Annotated in this window: 13 protein-coding genes; 8 read left to right on the plus strand and 5 right to left on the minus strand. The window is 37.7% G+C overall.

The features are described from left to right. The first annotated feature begins 15 nt into the window (after window positions 1-15). Entirely contained in the window at window positions 16-5,007 is a 4,992-nt protein-coding gene (locus tag WA338_RS16950; protein WP_272985378.1) for a translocation/assembly module TamB, read from the plus strand. A 25-nt stretch (window positions 5,008-5,032) separates the two neighbouring features. After that, window positions 5,033-7,291: a translocation and assembly module lipoprotein TamL gene (gene tamL / locus WA338_RS16955; RefSeq protein WP_272985379.1), complete on the plus strand. Its 2,259-nt coding sequence runs from the start codon at window positions 5,033-5,035 to the stop codon at window positions 7,289-7,291. A gap of 3 nt (window positions 7,292-7,294) precedes the next feature. Here tamL and WA338_RS16960 read toward each other — a convergent pair whose 3' ends face one another. The 3 genes from WA338_RS16960 to WA338_RS16970 form a co-directional block, all read right to left on the minus strand. Beyond that, window positions 7,295-8,026, minus strand: coding sequence for a phosphatase PAP2 family protein (locus WA338_RS16960; RefSeq protein ID WP_336094270.1), 732 nt, complete (start codon window positions 8,024-8,026; stop codon window positions 7,295-7,297). A gap of 81 nt (window positions 8,027-8,107) precedes the next feature. Continuing rightward, a complete protein-coding gene (locus WA338_RS16965) occupies window positions 8,108-9,064 on the minus strand; it encodes an ion channel (RefSeq protein WP_336094273.1) in 957 nt (318 codons plus the stop codon). A gap of 241 nt (window positions 9,065-9,305) precedes the next feature. Next, window positions 9,306-9,860, minus strand: coding sequence for a sugar O-acetyltransferase (locus WA338_RS16970; protein ID WP_040532706.1), 555 nt, complete (start codon window positions 9,858-9,860; stop codon window positions 9,306-9,308). 343 nt (window positions 9,861-10,203) lie between these two features. Between WA338_RS16970 and WA338_RS16975 the strand changes: the two genes are divergently transcribed. After that, window positions 10,204-11,148, plus strand: coding sequence for an aldo/keto reductase (locus WA338_RS16975; RefSeq protein WP_336094276.1), 945 nt, complete (start codon window positions 10,204-10,206; stop codon window positions 11,146-11,148). Window positions 11,149-11,256: 108 nt separating this feature from the next. Next, entirely contained in the window at window positions 11,257-13,710 is a 2,454-nt protein-coding gene (locus tag WA338_RS16980; protein ID WP_336094278.1) for a zinc-dependent metalloprotease, read from the plus strand. 95 nt (window positions 13,711-13,805) lie between these two features. Here the strand turns inward: WA338_RS16980 and WA338_RS16985 are convergent, their stop codons facing one another. After that, on the minus strand, window positions 13,806-13,928 hold the full coding sequence (locus WA338_RS16985; protein ID WP_272985389.1) for a hypothetical protein: 123 nt from the start codon (window positions 13,926-13,928) through the stop codon (window positions 13,806-13,808). 105 nt (window positions 13,929-14,033) lie between these two features. Between WA338_RS16985 and WA338_RS16990 the strand changes: the two genes are divergently transcribed. The 4 genes from WA338_RS16990 to WA338_RS17005 all read left to right on the plus strand — a co-directional run bounded on the left by WA338_RS16990 (window position 14,034) and on the right by WA338_RS17005 (window position 19,065). Beyond that, window positions 14,034-16,034 carry a tetratricopeptide repeat protein gene (locus tag WA338_RS16990; RefSeq protein ID WP_272985391.1) on the plus strand — a complete coding sequence of 667 codons (2,001 nt, stop codon included), beginning with the start codon at window positions 14,034-14,036 and terminating at the stop codon, window positions 16,032-16,034. Between the two features lie 147 nt (window positions 16,035-16,181). Then, window positions 16,182-16,574, plus strand: coding sequence for a hypothetical protein (locus WA338_RS16995; protein WP_273016501.1), 393 nt, complete (start codon window positions 16,182-16,184; stop codon window positions 16,572-16,574). A gap of 6 nt (window positions 16,575-16,580) precedes the next feature. Further along, window positions 16,581-18,770, plus strand: coding sequence for a caspase family protein (locus tag WA338_RS17000; RefSeq protein WP_272985394.1), 2,190 nt, complete (start codon window positions 16,581-16,583; stop codon window positions 18,768-18,770). A 73-nt stretch (window positions 18,771-18,843) separates the two neighbouring features. Continuing rightward, window positions 18,844-19,065 carry a PGDYG domain-containing protein gene (locus WA338_RS17005; protein ID WP_272985395.1) on the plus strand — a complete coding sequence of 74 codons (222 nt, stop codon included), beginning with the start codon at window positions 18,844-18,846 and terminating at the stop codon, window positions 19,063-19,065. 53 nt (window positions 19,066-19,118) lie between these two features. On the opposite strand, the gene WA338_RS17010 is transcribed toward WA338_RS17005, so the two are convergent. Next, the gene (locus WA338_RS17010) at window positions 19,119-20,270 is read right to left on the minus strand and encodes a permease (protein ID WP_272985397.1); all 1,152 of its coding nucleotides are present in this window, start codon (window positions 20,268-20,270) and stop codon (window positions 19,119-19,121) included. Window position 20,271 lies beyond the last annotated feature (1 nt).

The raw sequence follows: 20,271 nt of genomic DNA on the forward strand, positions 1-20,271 counted from the left end.
CGCATTTTTAATTCTATGAGTAGTAAAAGCAAAAGAATTTTAATAAAAACCCTCAAAATTTTAGGTAAAATTCTTGGGGTCATTTTGCTGCTATTGCTCTTGATCGTACTTTTTGTTCGCAGTCCGTGGGGACAGGGAATTATCGTAGATAAGGTGGTCAATTATGTTGAGGATAAAACGCAGACTGAAGTAGCCATTGAGAAACTCTTTATCACTTTTGATGGAAATGTCTCCTTAGACGGTCTTTACCTAGAAGACAAGCAAGGAGATACATTGGTATATAGTAAACACCTGGAAGCCGAAATACCGCTTTGGTCTATTATTAACGGTGGTGGAATAGGGATTAACGATGTTAGTTGGCAAGGTTTACGGGCAAACATTATACGGAAGGATTCGGTGAATGGATTTAATTATCAATTTTTGATCGATGCTTTTGCTACTGCAGATACTACTTCAGTTTCTCAAACACCACAAGATACTACAGGGATTCAGCTTAATTTGGGTGATTTTGAGTTTTCTGATTTTGAAATCAAATACGAAGATGCTGTTAGCGGAATGATCGCTGATCTTGATTTGGGCAATTTAAGCCTGCGAATGCAAGAAACAGATTTGGAGCGCATGATTTTTGATGTGGCAGAAACACGCATTCAAAACACTCAAGTGGTTTACCGACAAACCAAACCTTTACCACCTTCAACAGATACTACGGAAGTTCCTTTACCTATTATAAACATTGGGGATCTTGTTTTAGATCAGGTGAATTTTGAGTACGATGCTGCACCTCAAGGTATTCAGGCGCAAGGTGAGATCGCATCTCTGGAAACGCAAATCCCGTTGATCGATTTACAGGCCAATGTGATCACAGTAGACCAGTTTTTACTGAATAATTCAGCCATCGCGCTTGATTTAAAAACGATAGAAAATGAGGATTCTTCCACCGAAGTTAAAGCGAATACCAGCGAAAGCATTTGGCCTCCGTTTACAATAGCCGTCGACCATATTGGTTTAGCCAATACCAAAATTGATTATACTCTTGACGGATCCAAACCTTCTTCCGGGCGTTTTAATCCCAATGCAATTGCACTTTCTGATCTTAATCTGGATCTTGAAGCGGTCTCGCTTAAAGAGCAGCGGTTAGATGCGGTATTGAATACGTTGAATTTTAATGAAATTTCAGGAATCACATTAGAGCAACTGGCATTAAATCTTTCTGTTTCAGATACACAGTTGGGTGTGAATGATTTGGCTTTTCAGTTGAATCAAAATGCACTTGAAGGATCGCTTCAGCTTGATTATTCGAGTCTGAACACGTTGATTGAAAAACCAGGAGATGCCAGAGTGAACCTTAATTTACCCAGCGTGGTTCTAGATATAAATACGCTTTTTAAAATAACTCCGGAATTACGATCAAATGAATATTTAGCAACCTTAAGTCAGCGCTTACTTCGCGGGCGGTTGAATCTTTCCGGCAAACTCGATGCGATTGATGTAGCGCCGACGCGTTTTAATTGGGGTCGTCAAACCAGCCTTGCCATTCAGGGTAGTATTTATAATGCTTCAGCACTAGACAATTTAGCTTTCAATCTTCCGGTGTATTCTGTGACAAGTACCAAAGCAGATATAGAAAAATTTGTTGCAACCGATTCTCTTGTAGTTCAGTTTCCGAAGAATATACAATTGAAAGGTTCTTTAAAAGGAACCACTTCCCGAGCGATCACAAAAAGTACCTTGACCACGACAGATGGAATTGTCACCCTTGACGGAAGGGCAAACTTTGGTGACAATATCGACTTCGAAGGTAAAGTAAATGCATCAGAAGTCAATTTGGGTAAACTTTTACAAAATGAATCTCTTGGTTTTGTGAGTCTTAATCTTGACGCAGAAGGAACAGGAAATTTTATAAATAATCTTGATGCTCAGGTTAGCGCTCAGATTGATAGTATACAATTCAATACGTATACATTTCAAAAATTAGCGCTTGATGGGAGTTTTCAAAATGGGGTAGGTGATCTGAATTCTTCATATAAAGACGATAATTTAAATATGACTCTCGCTGCTGAACTTACTCTCGATTCGATCGCTTCAGAAGCAAAGATTGATCTCGATCTTATAGGTGCAGATTTACAGGCTTTAGGACTTACCAGTCAAGGTATCAAAGCTGCATTTCACCTTAATGGAACTTTTAAAGGAGATCCTGAAGATTATCAAATTAAAACGCAGATCAATAGAGGGGTAGCGGTTTATGACAATCGGGCTTATCAGGTTGGAGATCTTGATATTGCAGCTTTTGTTAAACCCGATACCACATCGGTTGATATTAGCAATCGCATTTTAGACCTTGATTTAGAATCTAATTCCAACCCACAACAGTTTATAGCAGCTTTGCAAAATCATTTTAAACGCTATTTAGAAAAAGATCCGGTACTCGATTCTATCGCAGACCCTGTTTTAATGAACATCACAGGTTCTATACATCAAGCTCCGATTTTGGGTGAAGTGTTTGTTCCTAATTTGAGAGAGTTAGACACGGTGAATATTGCAGTTGAATTTGATGAATACAAGCGTACGTTTAATGCTGATATACAACTGCCATACATCAATTATAGCGGATATACCATTGATAGCCTTGCCTTTAAAATGGTTTCTAATAAAGAAAACATGGATTTTGGCTTTGGTCTTAAAGAACTCACTGCAGGGCCCGTCGATATGCAAAATACGCGCATAGGCGGAAGGGTGACTAATAGTAAAATGTACATTGATTTTCTATCGCAGCACGAGGGCGAAAAGCTTGTTCACGTATTGTATAAGCTGGCGCTGGAAGAAGATAACATCACGATACAAATAGATCCTGAAGATTTTATTTTAAATAAAAAGCAATGGACGATCAACCCTAATAATTTGGTCACGATGACCAAAACCAATACGGTTTTTGAAAATTTTCAAATGTCCTATAACAATCAGCGTATTGTAGCAGGAAACGATCTTCAAGGCGTCTCCAAAGAACATCTAGGTATAGATTTTGAAAATTTCAAACTCGCCAATATTATGAGTTTGCTCAATCCGGACGCATCCTTGGCTCGAGGAAAGCTAAGCGGTCGTTTTGCTATTGAAGATCCGTACAACGCACCGGGGATGATCTTAGATTTGAATATTAATGATTTTGAAGTCCTGGAGACCGATATGGGCGTCCTTACTGCAAAAGGAAACTCTTCTAGCAGTGCTGAATATGATTTTGAACTGGCTATAAAAGAGGGGGCGGCAGACCTTGATTTACAAGGCAGTTATGTTGCTAATACTGATGCAGCACGACTCGACATGAACTTAGATCTTAATCGTTTTGACGTAGCTGCACTTGAGAAATTTTCCTTTGGTGAAATTTCAAATGCAAGCGGAACCATTAGCGGAGCGATGAAAATAGGTGGTGACACTACAACTCCGGAGTATTCCGGAAGTTTTAATTTTAAAGAAGCTGAATTTGAAGTTACTAAACTTAATGCTTCCTTTTTGTTAGCAGACGAGCAAATTGATCTGGACAACGAGGGGATAGATTTTAATGACTTTAAAGTACTGGATGAAAATCAAAATTCAATTGTAATCAATGGTTCTCTGGGAACAGAAAGTTTTATCAATCCTACTTTTGACCTTAACCTCAAGGCAGAAAATTTCACCGCGTTAAATTCTACAAATGAAGATTTTGATTTAGTCTATGGAAAAGCTGTTTTTGATGCAGATGCACAAATTACCGGAGACCTCAATTTGCCTAATGTGACTTTGGATCTGACCGTAAATTCGGAGACCGATGTGACCTATGTGTTGCCACCTTCAGAAGTTCAGATAGAATCAAAAGATGGTGTGGTACTTTTTGTAAATAAAGAAAATCCAGATGCGATCTTGACCAATAATGAAGAGGAGTCGTATACCGCATCCGGGTTTACGATAGATGCTGATTTTGGTATCGAGAAAGGTGCAATTTTCAATTTGGTCATTGATGAGCAGACCGGGGATAATTTTCAGGTGAGTGGTACCGGCGATTTTGAATTTGACATGTATCCTAACGGAAGAATGACTTTGAGTGGCCGCTATGACGTTACAGATGGGCATTATGAGATGAGTCTTTATAATCTAGTTAATCGCCGTTTTGAGTTGGTTCCCGATAGTCGCATTACGTGGACAGGTGATCCCTTTGATGCAGATCTGGACATCAAGGCTTTTTACAGGGTTGAAACTTCAGCCAGCGGACTTATGGCTTCTCAAACCAGTGGTGCAGATATGAGCACGCAAATGCGGTTCCGTCAGGAAGTTCCGTTTCAAGTGTATATCAATATCAATGGTGAGTTGATGCAACCGTTGATCAATTTCAATCTTGATATTCCTGAAGGAAGCAGAGGCGTTGCCGGTGGGCAAGTGTATAGCAGGGTTCAGCAGCTCAATCAGCAAGAAAACGAACTCAACAAACAGGTATTTTCGTTGTTAGTTTTAAATAGATTTTTCCCAAATTCCTCTACAGACGGCAGCGGTGGTGGTACTGCAGCAATCGCTCGTGATAACCTTAACGATGCGATTTCAGACCAATTAAATATGTTTTCAGAAAAGCTGCTGGGCGATACCGGTTTTGATCTCAATTTTGGTTTAGACAGTTACACCGATTATCAGGGTAATGGGCCTACAGACCGCACGACTCTTGATATTGCTGCGCAAAAACGACTATTTGATGATCGCTTGCTGGTAAGTGTAGGTAGCGCTGTAGACTTGCAAGGAAGCGGTAATACAGATAATGGGACGGCTCCTGTTGTCGGAAATGTTTCTATCGAATATCTCTTGACTGAAGATGGTCGTTATCGTTTACGAGGCTACCGAAGCAGTCAGTTTGAAAATATTATTGATGGACAAATAATTGTAAACGGTATTTCTTTATTGTTTACCCGTGAGTTTAACAAGTTTACCGAACTCTGGCAATCTATGTTTCCTGCAAAAACGGAAGAAGAAGACGATACGAATGAAGAATAATAAGGTGTTGAAGAATAAAGTTTTAATGAGATCGCTTGTTGCGGTGCTTTCGGTTGTGGTATTGTTTGGCTGTTCGGTAGAACGTTTTATTCCTGAAGATGAATATTTGTACACTAAAGAAACCGTAAACATTACACCGGATACGGTTGTCGAAAATCTGGAAGCAATCCGTACCGATCTTAAAGCAGCATTGCGACCAGAGCCTATAAATTCATTTTTAGGCGGTTATCCCGGCTTGTATTACCACTACAAAGCGCAACGCGAAAAACCGGGGTTTATAAATAAATTTTTGAATAAGAAATTTGGAAAAGAGCCGGTTTACGCTTCAGATATAGAGACCTATGAGATGGAGCAGATACTTTTAAACCGCCTGGAGAACAAAGGCTATTTTTATAGTATTGTAAGTTCAGAAATTGTAAGAGATACCAGCGATAAAACAGCTGAGGCCATTTATAGTTTAAGACTTGCAAAACCTTATAGACTTCAAACCTATCAATTAGATACCGATACGCTTCCGGTGTATTCGAAGATCAAAACTTCGATGAATGAAACGCTTTTAAAATCTGGAATGAATTTCGATTTAAGCGCAATGAAATCAGAACGCAACCGAATTGATTCCTATTTGAAAGAAGAAGGCTATTACAATTTTAATAGTGGGTTTTTAATTTTTGAGACCGATACCAATCAGTATAGAAATAAACGATTTGATTTGTATCTACGATTGAAAAAAGATGTACCTCAGAAAGCTGTCGTTCCGTATAAATTAAGTAAAATCAATATATATCCTAATAATCGGGTGGATGTTGATAGTGCAGCATTAGATACTACCAGATATGCAGAAAAGAATTTTATTCAAGATGAAGAATATTTTAAGCCAAAACGTTTAGACCCGTATGTGTTGCTTGAAGAAGGGGATCTTTACAGCCCCGCGAAGTCTAAAGCGACAGGAAGACGTCTAGGAAATATAGGAGCTTACAAGTTTGTAAACATCCGTTATGACGAGATTAAAGGTTCGTCTGAAGATAGCCTCGGCCTTTTAGAAGCAAACATTTACCTATCACCGTTAAAAAAGCGAGCTATACGCGCAGAAGTCAAAGGAGTTACTAAATCCAACGGTTTTTCGGGTCCCGGTTTAGGTCTTACGTTTGTGAATCGAAATTTATTTCACGGCGGTGAAACCTTAAATATTTCGCTTGACGGGGCTTATGAAGTACAAGCCGGAGGTTCAGATAGCAATAGTGGTTCTACAAGTTTGCAATTGGGTTTGTCTGGAAAACTCATTTTCCCGAGAATGCTTTTCCCTGTCGAAATTTCGAAGAACTATTTTAAATATGATATTCCTAAAACTAAAATCGAACTAGGAATAGCGTATTTAAATCGTACGCAGCTCTTTACATTGGGATCTGTAGAATCTAAATTCGGTTATATCTGGCAAGCCAATAAATACGTAACCCACGAGATCAATCCGGTATCGATAAATTATGTTTCATTGGCAAATACAACCGAAGAATTTGAAACGATTTTAGATGAAAATCCATTCTTACGTAGCAGTTTTGACCAACAGTTTATTTCAGGATTAACCTATTCATTCATTTATAACGGAATGGTAGATACCGGTAAAACCCATCAATTTTACCTCAATACCAATTTTGAAACCGCAGGAAATAGTTTGAGTTTAATCGCTGGCGGCGAACGACCACAAAGCATTTTTGGACTGGAATACGCTCAATTTGTACGTTTGGATACTGATATTCGCTATCATTTCAATTTTGCTAAAAATCAAAAAATCGCAACACGCTTATTTGCGGGGTGGGGAGTTCCTTATGGTAATTCTGATGTGATCCCGTATTCCAAGCAGTATTTTTCCGGAGGGCCCTATAGCGTGCGTGCATTTAGAACACGTTCTTTAGGACCCGGAACCTTTCAACCAGAAAACAGCGAAACTTTCAGCTATTACGATCAAACCGGGAATTTAAGATTAGAGGCAAATTTAGAATACCGTTTTCCGCTGATTAGTTTGTTACAAGGAGCAGTTTTTGTAGATGCCGGAAATGTCTGGAATACTACAGACAACGAGGCGCTTGAAGGCGATACTTTTACCAGTGATTTTATGAATCAATTAGGTATTGGAGGTGGCTTCGGAATGCGTGTAGACATTCAAAATTTTGTAATTCGTTTGGATCTGGCAGCGCCCTTTCACGACCCTAGTTTAGCTGAAGGACAACGCTGGTCTTGGGATTTTGAAAATCCTATTCTCAATTTTGCTATTGGTTATCCTTTCTAAAACTTACTTGGTACGCGGATCGCGCTGAAATAATTCGATCACGTTAAAGAGTAAAATGCAAAAAATAACCCAGATCAATCCCGCGATAAAACCTCCGGCAATATCTGACGGAAAATGAACTCCTAGATAAATTCGGCTTATGCCGATGCTTAATAGTAAAAAGGCAAAGAAGAGTATGGCAACAACTTTCAAAATGCGATTCATTTTGAATTGCGTAAACAGATAAATAAGAAAACCATAAAAAGCCATAGCACTCATCGCGTGACCGCTGGGATAGCTTAACGTTTCTACCGAAACCAAATGTTCTATACTTGGGCGAGCACGATCTATAAAACGCTTTAAAATCACATTAGATATCGCTGCCAGTAAGAGTACCAGTGCTGTTTGCGCAACGTATTTCCAGCGCTTGAAAATAAAATAAGAAATACATACAAAAAGTCCCATAACTACTAAATACCCATAAAGATCACCTACATCTGTCACAAACATAAAATACTTTGTGAGTGCTGGTGTACGAAAGGATATGACATAGTCAGTTACTTTAGTATCCCACTTATTCAGCATTTCAGACTCTAAAGTGTCGGTTAACTCGATAAATGCATTTACTCCTACAATTACAACGATCAGTGCAATTAAAACAGTTAAGAGATACGGAAGTTTTGCATCATACTGTTGAAATTTATCAGAAAGCAGCGTTCTGATTTTTGAAATAAACTGATAGAGTGATTGTCTCATAAAATGTTATAAACTTCTACTATTGTGTAGTATTACAAACATATCAAAGCAAAAATGCTTCCTCAGATTTTTATTATAATTTTAATACTGATTGAGGTTTGCGTTTTCGGTATGATCAATTTTACTGATGTCTACAGCAATACCACCATCATTATGATGGCTCATCAGGTAAACAAATTTGGCTCCCCATTCAATTTCAGAATATTTATAAGAAGTACGGGAGTAAACCGATTGTGAGAAGGTGTCATCAAAGGCTTTCAGGGTGACAATGATTTCAGCATCTTTATACATCAATTCTTCACGCGAAAGATTATAAAACGGACTTTCTGTAGTTATGGGATGAACGATCGTCCAGGCAGCCGGTAAGAAAACCACTTTAGATCGCTCAAGATCTAACGGAAAGAAATTTCTAAGGTTAGAATTGTCGCGTAGCATAGAGAGGGCAACGCTAGCTTCTAATTCGAGTAGCTGATTTCCATGCGGATTCACGACTCTAAACATAAAACCGTTGATGTCTTGATAAGGGGCGATTACCGCTCCTTTACTGTATTTAAGTTTCGCTGCGGGTTTAGAGAATCTACCGTAAACCATACCGGTTGCTAAGGCAAAACCTAAAAGCCCCATCATGGATTCGGTTGCAGCAACGATATTCGTTAAAATTCCAGTAGGTGCTACCTGACCATAGCCTAATGTGGTAATGGTTTGAGCGCTGAAGAAAAATGCTTCGGTAAACTGTTCAAATGGTGTTGTACCATAAATTCCGGTGAGGTCTTCAACACCTATGAGCATATAAATGCTTGCGAACAGTATATTAATACAAAAGTAAGTAGCAAGAACAACGATCAAAAATTTGGTCCAAGACATGGAAACCAGTGTATGAAAAAAGTTGATTTTTTCAAGCAAAGGCACATTGTCTTTTCTTATATTAAAAGTACCGTCCTTATTGATTACCCGATAATGGCCAGAGGTCGCTTTTTCCCCAAGTCCAAAATCGTTGTACTTTTTTTTCTCGTAAGCTTCCGGTTTCTTTTCAGCCATAAAAGAAGTATAAGTCTTCTAATTTAGAAACTATTTTTTTATTGGCACCGCCAAAGGGTCAATTACTCCGTCCCGACAGCTATCGGGATGCCGCGAAATTGAACATTCGTTTCTCAACAATGCCTTATGGGTTTGCCCTGAGGAGGTTTACTAACATCCCAAAAGGGTTTAATTTGTGGGGATGTTGTGAAATTAAAAATTTACTTTAAGGAACATTTTATGAGTTTGCTCCTGAAGTAATTTATTGATTGAGTTTCTTCACCACTTTTGCGGGACTACCTACAGCAAGAGTGTCTGCAGGAATATCTTTGGTCACCAGAGAACCTGCGCCAATCACCGCCCGGTCTCCAATAGTCACTCCGGGGCAGATGGTTACTCGACCGCCAATCCAGCATTCTTCGCCAATGCTTACCGGTGCACAGTCTTCCCATTCGCGACGCTCTTTAATTTCTAAAGGATGTCTTGCAGTATAAATATGTAGGCCGGGAGCAATAAGCGTTTTTCTTCCGATAGTCACTTTAGCACCGTCTAAAATGGTAGCTCCAAAATTGATAAAAACACCTTCTCCTGCAAAAATGTGATCACCATAATCACAGTAAAAAGGCGGTTCTAAATGAAGGTCTGAAGCTGCATTAGGACAAAGTTCATTTATTGTTTTCTGAAAGTTTTCGGTATAATATTCAGTTACATTCAGTTTATGTAAAAGATGTTTGGTTTTCTTCCGTAGCGCAATCATTTCTGGAGTATGCGCATCATAGGGCAAGCCTTCAAACATTTTCTGTTTTTCAGTTTTCATTAAAATGGTTTAAAAAGAAGAGACGGCTTCATTTTATAGATATTAGGATTCAATAGTTTTTACAGCACGTCAAATACAAATCCGAGCAGCCAATATAAAACAATAAAAACCACGATGGTACCAATACATCCACATCGACCGCCGCCTATTTTTTTGGCGCCATAACCTGCTATAAGAGCTCGCAATAATTTTTTCATAAGAATGGAATAGGTTGTTTGATTACTAAAGTACTACGTATTGCTCAAGCGATGTTTCTTTTTATACAGATTAACAATACTTTAAAAGCAGCTAGGCACCCACTGGTTTTATGCTTTTGTAATTTTAAAATTCAAGAATATAAATTATGACAACTCAGGATAGAACAAGTTTATTTAAAATGCCACCAATAGTTTTTGGAGGAAATGTTTTTGGCTGGACCGCAGATAAAAAAATGTCTTTTTATTTACTGGATGCGCTTTTAGAGCGTGGACTTAACGTAATAGATACCGCCAATGTGTATTCTTATTGGGGAGAGGGAAATTCAGGTGGAGAAAGCGAAACCGTGATAGGGCAGTGGCTTCACGAAAGAAAAAATAGAGATCAAGTGATCATCGCTACAAAAGTAGGAAGTCCCATCGGTGACGAATCAAATAATCTATCTGCAGCATATATAAAAGAGCAAATTGACCTTAGCTTAAAACGGCTGCAAACAGATTATGTGGATATTTATTTTAGTCATAAATATGATGAAAGCGTCACCCAAAGGGAAACATTAGCAGCCTACAAGCATTTGATTAACGAAGGAAAGGTAAGAGAAATAGGCGCTTCTAATTTTCCGTTAGCAGTTTTGAGGGATGCGATCGAATTAGCGAAGGCCGAAGATTTACCGATGTATAACTATGTTCAGCCGCAATATAATTTGATGGAACGAGAAGGTTTTGAGGGAGATTATCAACGGCTTTGTATTGAAGAAAACCTGAAGGTGATAAGTTATTTCACTTTAGCATCAGGTTTTTTAACCGGTAAATATCAATCGGTCGAAGAAACTTCAGGAAAAGCACGCGAGCGCTTTGTGAAAAAGTATTTTACAGCCAAAGGCAATCGCGTTTTAAAAGCCTTAACTGCGCTCAGCGAAAAATATAATTGCTCAGAGGCGGCTATTGCTATCGCTTGGACTATTGCACAGCCCGGAATTACAGCACCCATCGTTAGTGCTACCAAAATAGCTCATTTAGAGGCTTTTGATCAGGCTTTAAAACTTGTCCTTGATCAGGAAGCGATTGATTTATTGAAAGATGCCAGTGCGTAATTGCTTTTGCAAAATATTTTCACGAAGTATTAAGAAAAGGTGTTAAGACAATCTTAACACCTTTTTATGTTTAAGTATATTAAATTGGCGCAACTCTAAAATTGAATAATGAAATTAAAACTTTACCCCATTGCGACCTTTGCGCTCGCAATGCTTACGGTGAACTGTGCGAGTACTAAGCAGAACAAAAAAAGTGCAGCAGCCGAAACAAAAAAGGAAGAGTCTAAAGGCGACTTAAAACCCTACAACAAAGTAATTACCAAAGAGGCCGTTACCGATTCAGGTCTTTTTACCATTCACAAAGTCAAAGACGATTATTTCTACGAAATTCCCGATACTATTTTTGATCGTGAGATGTTGATGGTAACGCGTATTGCTAAAACCGCATCAGGTATTGGTTTTGGTGGAGGAAAAGCCAATACTCAGGTATTGAGATGGGAGAAAAAGGACAAAAAAGTACTTCTAAGAGTAGTTTCTCACCAAATTTTTGCTGCTGATTCACTTCCTATTCACGAGGCAGTAAACAATTCTAATTTTGAACCTGTACTTTTTTCTTTCGATGTTAAAACCATCAACAAGGATAGTACAGCTACAGTAGTTCAGGTTAATGATCTATATTCAGATGATGTACAGGCTTTAGGATTACCAGGATATTACCGTGATGCTTACAAAGTGCGTAACGTGGATAAAGGCAGAAGCTATATTGAAAGCATTAAAAGTTATCCTTTAAACATCGAAGCAAGACACGTTAAAACCTATAACGCAGGTAATCCACCAAGTAACCAAAGCGTAGGGTCTATTACTGTTGAAATGAGTAACAGTATGGTTTTATTACCTAAAGAACCTATGGAGCGTCGTTATTTTGACCGCAGAGTAGGTTGGTTTGCACGTGGACAGGTAGATTACGGTCTTGATGCGCAAGAAAGTAAAACCGTTCGTTATTTGGACCGTTGGAGACTTGAAGTGAAGCCTGAAGATGAAGCTAAATTCAAAGCAGGTGAACTCGTTGAGCCTAAAAAACAAATCGTTTATTACATTGATCGTGCAACACCTAAAAAATGGGTGCCATTTATAAAACAAGGTATTGAAGATTGGCAAGTTGCCTTTGAAGCAGCAGGTTTTAAAAATGCAATTATTGCTAAAGAAGCTCCAACTGTAGAAGAAGATCCAGATTGGTCTCCAGAGGATGTACGTTTTTCAACGGTACGTTATTTGGCATCTCCAATTCCTAATGCAAACGGACCTCACGTAAGTGACCCGCGTAGTGGTGAGATTCTAGAATCTGATATTAACTGGTATCACAATGTGATGACCCTTTTACGTAACTGGTATTTCGTACAAACAGCAGCGATCAATCCAGAAGCACGTGGTGTTGCATTTAAAGATGAGATTATGGGACGTTTAATTCGTTTTGTGTCTTCTCACGAAGTTGGTCACACCTTAGGTTTACCTCATAACATGGGAAGTAGTGTAGCGTATCCTGTAGATTCATTACGCTCTAAAAGCTTTACAGAGAAATACGGTACAGCACCATCAATTATGGATTATGCACGGTTTAACTACGTAGCACAGCCAGGAGATGAAGGCGTTTCTATGATGCCAAATATTGGAATCTATGATAAATATGCGATCAATTGGGGATATCGTCCAATTCTTGATAAAGAAGGAATGGAAGAAAAACCTGTTCTTGACCAATGGATTCTAGAGCATGCCGGAGATCCTATGTACCGTTTTGGTGCACAGCAATGGGATGTTGTTGATCCGAGTTCACAAACTGAAGATTTAGGAGATGACGCTGTTAAAGCGAGCAACTATGGTATCGAAAACTTGAAGCGTATCGTTCCTAATCTTATAGAATGGACTGCTGAAGATGGTAAAAATTATGATGACCTAGAAACATTATACGGTCAAGTGTTGACTCAGTTTAACCGTTATATGGGTCACGTAAGTAACAACATTGGAGGTGTTTACCAGTATAATAAAACCTATGATCAAGACGGAGCTGTATTTATGCCGGTTCCTAAAGAGCGTCAGGAAGAAAGTATGGCATTTTTACAGGAGCAATTATTCAGCACTCCAGAGTGGATGATCGATACTGATATTCTTAATAAAATTGAAAATAACGGAAACATTGAGCGCATTCGTGGATTACAAGTACGTACGTTAAATAATGTTTTAGATTTTGGTCGTATGGCTCGTATGATCGAGAATGAAACACTTAATGGTCGTGAAGCTTATAGCCTTACTGAAATGATGAACGATTTGCGTTCAGGAATCTTTAGTGAGTTACGTGCCGGAAGAAAAATAGATACGTATCGCCGTAATTTACAACGTGCATATGTTGATCGCTTAGAATATTTATTGACTGAAGAACAAGAAGGACGTCGTAATTCTACAAGTGTTAATGTAAGTCAATCTGATATCAGATCAATCGCACGTGCAGAATTAAATACTTTAAAACGTAGTGTAAGAAGCGCAATTGGTAGAACCGGTGACAGCCTTAGCCGTTATCATCTACAAGATTTATTAGAGCGTATAGATCTTATTCTTGATCCAAGATAAAAGAGAATAACACTAATAATTGTATGAAAAAGACCGGTTTATAACCGGTCTTTTTTTGTTTTTGATACAATACTGTGAGGTTTACTTAAGTAGCCCTACTTATCCCTTTTCTTTGGATTTATAGTGACTCCGCCTTTGGGTTTGTCTTTAGTTGACTTTTCTTCTTTACTTCCAGAAGCTTTCTGAATTTTATCCTCGTCTTTAGATGCATTTGACATAGTTCGGCTATTTTAAATATTAGACATTCTATATTACTCAATAAATAGTTAATATTCAATTAAATAGCGTGTTATTTTAAAGAATCTATTTTTTACTTTTAAAGAATGAGGTTTGATGCGTTTCTCAAAGAATGTCAGGATAAGGAAGTTTTTAAGAAACTTTCTATTTATGCGGTTTTTAGCTGGCTGGTCATTCAGGTCATTTCTACAGTACAGCAACCTATGGGGCTTTCTCCATTGATAGTTACGTATGTGCTTATATTACTTTTAGTTGGTTTTCCTATATACATCTTCTACATCTGGAAATTTCAAATAGCTCCCATACATAAAAAGCAAATGGCAGAAACCGGCATTGTGCCTGAAAAACGTGGTTTCTTTGGAAGTAAAACGCCGTTTCAGCGATATTACTTTCTTTCTATATTTACTATCAGCTGTTTGATCACTTTTGTGCTGTTTTTTGTTATCAAAAATAACTTTTTCAATAAAGCTTCTGCAGAAGCCAGTTTTCTTGCAAGCAGATTAGAAATTAAAAATACCGATAAGATCGGGGTCTTGAAATTTGGAAATAATACCGGTAGAGATTCTTTAGATATCATTGGTAAAATGGCCGCAGATTGGATCATTCACGGCATTACGCAAAAAAATATTGCTCAAGTTGTAACTCCGCAAATTGTTGAAGAGTACACCTCAATTATAAAAGCACAACTTAGCGGTGAAGAAAAATCTACCGTTTTACAAGACTATTTTAAGCCGGCACAAATAATTACAGGAAATTACTTTCTAGATGGTGAAACACTCATTTTTCAAAGCAGTATTACTGATGGTAAACTAGACGAAACACTAATTTCTTTAGAGCCCGTGCGCTGCAACAGTAACAATCCTTTGGATTGTATTGAAGCGCTTAAACAGCGATTATTGGGTTATTTAATAACCATAGATAAGAGAGATAGTGATTTTGAAGAAATTCCTCCTAAATATGAAGCTTATGAGACCTTTCTGAAAGCCAAAAACACTGCCACCTACGATGAAAATACAATTAAGCTTATAGAAAAGGCAATTGAAATTGATCCTGAATATTTTGAGCCAAGACTTTTTCAGCTTACCTATTATTATGATTCAGGAGATGTTCAAAAAGCAGATTCAATTCTAAAGCAGATTTCTAGAAATTTTAATTCTAACAAGCGACAGAAGAATATTGTAAAAATGTATGAAGCCTTGCTTGAAGGCAATAACAACGCCGTTTATAGACATTTAAAAGATGAATATAATATTGCACCCTATAATTTAAACACCAATGCTTCCATGCTTGCCGTGGCCCTCCAATATGTTAATAAACCTGAGGTTGTAGATTCAGTTTATCAGGTTATAGACACCAAGGATTCTAATGTAGAAAGCTGCTATTACTGTGCTAATCGAATATATTTAAAGGTGCTTGCTAAGTTACAACTCAAGGAGTATGATTCAGTAATTCATTATGTGAGCGATATATACCAATATGAAAATCAAGAATATTTTATAGATCCATTAGCGCTGGCTTATCTCAACTTAGGTAAAGATCCTAAGGTGTTATTTAATGATAGTAGGTTGATTTTAAGTGTTGATCAAAAGGCCGAATTTCTGTTATATATGGGACAACAACAAAAGATCATAAATCCCGATAGCCCTGCCATAACTGCTATGACGCATTTAGATGAATTGAATAAAGCACAAATCTCTGAAGAGACAAATGCTTATGTAGCCTATGAAAAGAAACAGTACCAAAATGCTATACGTCACTTGGATAAGCTTAGACAAAAAGATACTACAAATCTTAAGGTTCTGGGGTATTTGGCCAATGCATATGCTGCTATAGGAAATAAAACAGAAGCACAGCAAACGATTGAACAACTTGATTTATTAAAAAATAAATATCAATACGGAGAAATTGATTATCTTAAAGCTCGTTATTACGCTGTAAATAAGAAAGATAAAGAAGCGTTGTTCTATTTGAAAAGAGCTGTTTCAGCAGGTTATCTCTATACGATTTACCGCTATCAATACGATCCCCACTTTTTACCCTATATCAATACCCCTGAATTTAATGAAATTATGACCTATTGGCATTGATTTAAATTTATTGGAATTATGACATACTCTTTTTTCGCAGTTAGCTTTAGTGATGTGGTAGAATTACTGAAGGTTATTATTTGGCCATTGACCTTGTTGATCATTGTCTTTAAGTTCAAGACTTTTTTTGGTAGTGCCCTAAATAGAATGCAGTCGCTTGATGCAAGTGCTACCGGCATATCAATGACATTCCAAGAGAAGATCGAGGAAGCCAAAACTCTTTTGAATAAAAGTAAAGGAGCTTTGCAAAATAGAGCGAAAATGAGCGTCTCAGAATCTAACGATTCAGCTTATAAAATGGTACTTGATGTAAAAGCCTCTCTTTTAGATTTTTTATCTGAAAAAGCTAGAAGCAAAGGGATAAAACCTGAGAAATACAATCCTAAAAGCCTCTCGACACATCTTGCAGAAATTGGTCTGTTTACCCTTCAGCAGCAAAAAGCAATCAATACCGTTTTCGATTTAGCAAACTCAGCAAGTCCTTCAATAACCGAAGATCAAGCCCAAATTGTAGAAGATCTTTACGATTCTATAAAATAGATTAGGATGAGCAAACTTTCTAAAGCATATGCGCTAATCATTGGTGTAGGTAATGATTTACCCACCACAGTTCTTGATGCTACCGCAATTTATAACATCTTGGTAAACGAGGAATTAGCCGGATACCCAGAGGAAAATATCATATTATTAACCGAAGATAAAGCCACACGTCAAGGAATTTTAAGTGGGTTTGATGAGCTTATTTTAAAGATCGATGAAGATGCCTCGGTTATGTTGTTTTATTCCGGTCACGGAGGTTTTTATGAACCTTGGAATCAATTTTATCTTGTTCCAAATGATTTTGATGCAGATGATTATGACACTACTTGGATTACAGCTGAAGAATTAAAAGAAAAAATAAACAAGATCAATTCCCGTAGGTTGATATTTTTTTTAGATTGTTGTCATGCAGCGGGAATGACCCGAGGATCGGTGGGGAGTGGCGTGAGTAACACGGTTGATAAACTACATAATTTAGAAGGGCTTGCCCAAGAAGTGGACGATGGCAAGGGGATGTCAATTTTATCTTCTTGTCGTGAAGATCAATTATCTTGGATTATGGATGGTGATCATAACAGTCTTTTTACTAAATGTCTTATTGAGGTTTTAAAAGGAAGACATAAGTCCGCTTTTGAAGAGGAGTTTATACGTATTTCTGAAGTATTTCAGTATATATTTAAAAAAGTACCCGAGCGGCAACCAGAGCAACGTCCTTATGCTAATCTTCAAATTTATGACGACTTTATTATAAGTTACTTACCTCAAGAACTTCGGCAACAGGTGATAACTAGCGCAAGTCATCAAAGACGGACGGTAGATAAATTGCACAAACCAGATGTAGTTACTTCCTTTAGAAAAAGGACAGATGCAGATGCAGCTATTTTGTTTGTGCACGGTTTTGTAGGGGAGGGGGCACAAAGTTTTGGCGATTTACCCGAGTATTTAATGCAGGATAAGCAGTTTGATGATTGGGATATGTTTCCTTTTGGATTTTCAGAATACATTGCGCCCCATTTAGGCAAGGGAATTTGGGCTTCCAAAGATGATATCACCCGGGTAGCAGATTACCTTAAGACTTGTTTGAAATTCAAATTTAGGCAGTATGATAGCATCGCAATTCTTGCACATGGTACGGGTGGTTTGGTTGTGCAACAGGCATTGTTAGAGCTCGATGAAAAGCGCCTTCTCGATATTACGCACGTTTTGCTTTTTGGTACTCCCAGTGGCGGACTAAAATCTAATTATCTGGAGCGCATTTTCAATAAAAAATACCGAGATCTTGATGCTAACGGAGCCTTAATCACTTCCTTAAGAGATGGATGGAATAAACGTTTTAAAAATCCTTCTTTCAATTTTAAAAGTATAGCTGCAATACGTGATGAATTTGTACCTAGCGCTTCCTCATTTGATCCTTTTCAAGAAGAAGAAACGCTAATGGTTAGTGGTTCACATTTTTCGATGATCAAACCGAAATCTCCAGATGATGAGAGTGTATTACTTATAAAGAACTTGCTCACCGAAGGAATGCAACTGGAAGAAACAACAAATGATGAAGATAAAAATCTGGCACTAGGACAATATGAGCAGGTGGTTGAAGAACTTTTACCCCAATCTCAAAATCTTGATAAACGTGGCTTGGAGCAATTGGTGTACGCATTAGAGGCGCTTGGTAAATCTACTCAAGCAATTGTGGTTTTAAATGAGCATCCACTGTCTAAAAATGATTCGGATGTCATGGGTGTTTTAGCCGGAAGGTTTAAGCGCTCTTACCTCAAGGAGTTTAAAAAGGAATATGGAAAACTTGCTTTTAAATATTATAGCAAAGCACTGGCTTTAGCACAAACCAATACAGATTGCCGGCAGATTTACTATCATTCCATAAACTTGGCGTTTTTAAGCCTGCTTATTAATGATGATCATGGCAATATGCAGAAATATGCTCATATGGCCTTAGCATCTTGCGATGAGGATAATTTTGATAGTTTATGGAAGCTGGCCACACTAGGAGAAGCCAATTTATATCTGGGTAATTTTGATTTGTCTAAAAATTTCTACAGCAAAGCGGCTGTAATGGCCGGACCCCGAGAGAAAATTTCTATATATACCAATGCATATACGGCTTATACTGTATTGATGGAAACTGATAATCCTAAAGATCCCTTTATAGAATTCTTAAAAAATAATTTTTTATTGTAATTTCAATAACCGCAAAACATTGATTTACAGCAAACAAATCTTGATAAATGTAAACCGTATAGCAATCACAGCAATGAAAACTTTTACAACACGAGCAGATGTTACAACAGGATGGCAACAGGCGGTTAAAAAGCCTATTCCTGTGAATTGTGTTCAGATTCATGAGGATTTTCAGGTGACTACGCTAGAAGGCACAATGCATGGTAAACCGGGAGACTGGCTTATGGAAGGCGTAATTGGAGAATTGTATGTATGTGATGATTCAATATTTAGAAAAACGTATGATTTGAAATAAAAAAAGACCGATCAAAAAAATCGGTCTTTTAAATTTATAAATTCAATTTGGTTTTAGTTTTCAGTAACGCGTTTGAGGTTGTAAGGTTCTTCTACATCCTGATCTAATGTTTTGGTTTGTGCTAGAGACTTCTTCTTAACTAAAAGCATAAACCCCGGATAGACCAAGCCTCCTGTAATCAATGCAGTTGCTAATAGGAGCATGGTATCAATATTGGCAAACAAAGTTCCGGCGGAGAGTATTCCTAAAATAAGGACTACCGACAGCGGAAAGGAAATAGCCAAAATATTGATAGCGAAGTTCTGATTAAAGGTTTTTCTAAAATTCAGTACGCGCTTTTCTTGTGCGTCAACGGCTGCAATATGAGCAAAGGGCCAAAAGCTACAGGCGCTAAGTCCAAATGCTAGCAATAGTAGTCGGTCTTGCGCAATAGTGATATTTGCTAAGGATATTAGACCAATACCTAATAAGACAACAATTCCGGCTCTTAACAATAATAAAGAAATGATCTGAGCAAATTGTCTCTTTTTTATTTTTACTGAAAGTCCAATAAATAAAAGAACAAGTGGAGTCATTAAGAGACTTAATCGGCTTAGACTTTCGCTTACAATAAAAGGTAAACTTTCCATGTGCAAGCCGAATGATAATAATACCAAAGCCACTAGAATAAAAATATTGACAGGTTCTGAAACCATAGCAATACAGAGACTCTTTAATTTGGCCTTATTTGACGTATTCTGAATTTCCTGAGTTTTGTAATGCCAGCGCATCGCAACTAAGTACAGGATAAGTAAGACAAAAACTTTGTTCCCTAGATCTGCCATAGCCGCTTTTGCGAGGTACGAATCTCCCAAATACTCCAGAATAAATGGGAAGCAGCTAAGACCCGGTGCTAATGACGAAACCAATAACTGTCCTGTTCTAAAATTAGGCGTTCCTCGTTTTATTCCCAAAATGGGAAGTACCAAAGGCGTTACAAAAAATAATACCACATTAAGGAGGAGTGCAATGAGTGGCAATAATAGGAGTGAAGCTTCAATATTCACTCCAAGTAATGCGATAAAAATCGTTGCCGGTAAAGCCAGGTTAAGAATAATAACCTTAATTCCTGCCAATTCAGATTTGTCCTTGAGTTTAACTTTAAGTAATAGACCAATACCTATAAACAGAAGAAAAAGAAATGTTTTCTGCAGATTAATATCCATC

Source organism: Leeuwenhoekiella sp. CH_XMU1409-2 (assembly GCF_037029365.1).
GTDB lineage: Bacteria > Bacteroidota > Bacteroidia > Flavobacteriales > Flavobacteriaceae > Leeuwenhoekiella > Leeuwenhoekiella blandensis.